The organism is Legionella bozemanae (genome assembly GCF_001648595.1).
Classification (GTDB): Bacteria; Pseudomonadota; Gammaproteobacteria; order Legionellales; family Legionellaceae; genus Legionella; species Legionella bozemanae.
In genome coordinates this window covers 1-508 of sequence record NZ_LBAW01000118.1, presented here as the reverse complement: position 1 = coordinate 508, position 508 = coordinate 1, and the positions used below count along the sequence as shown (strand labels likewise).

Genomic DNA, 508 nt, shown 5'->3' with positions numbered 1-508 from the left:
GCCAATCGTGAGGGAAAACATATTTATTACAGTATTTTTGATACGCATGTACGTTGTATTTTGGACGACATGTTGCGCCATTTTGCTGAAGATGATGAGGAGAATTAACATGAACCTTTTAAAACGCTTTCTGGGTAACTACTTGAATGGGCATCATGGGCAAAATCGTAGTTCTCATCAAAATGGATACGGTAATTTCCATCATAAGCAAAAAAATCATAACAACAACTACATGTCTCAAAATGAATCACAGGGAGTTATATGTACACGGTGTCAAAGTCGCAATGAGCCAGGAGCTCGATTTTGTGGACAATGTGGTCAGGCAATCCAAAATACAGTGTGCCGTTGTGGTGCATCCATTCCTGCTGGAGCTAAATTTTGTGGCCAATGTGGGAGCTCCTTATGACAACACCATTAACAGCAACCACCTTTTTTGTGGCTGGGCTTGATTGTCCTGCAGAAGAGCAGCTCATTAGAAAACAGTTACAAGATGTTTCTGAAATTGAGC

Annotated in this window: 1 protein-coding gene and 1 pseudogene; both read left to right on the top strand. The window is 40.7% G+C overall.

What is annotated here, in order from left to right:
- Positions 1-108, top strand: a pseudogene (locus tag A8O27_RS19430) (transcriptional regulator); the annotation flags it as partial.
- Between the two features lies 1 nt (position 109).
- On the top strand, positions 110-406 hold the full coding sequence (locus tag A8O27_RS18295; RefSeq protein ID WP_058461043.1) for a zinc ribbon domain-containing protein: 297 nt from the start codon (positions 110-112) through the stop codon (positions 404-406).
- Positions 407-508: the final 102 nt, after the last annotated feature.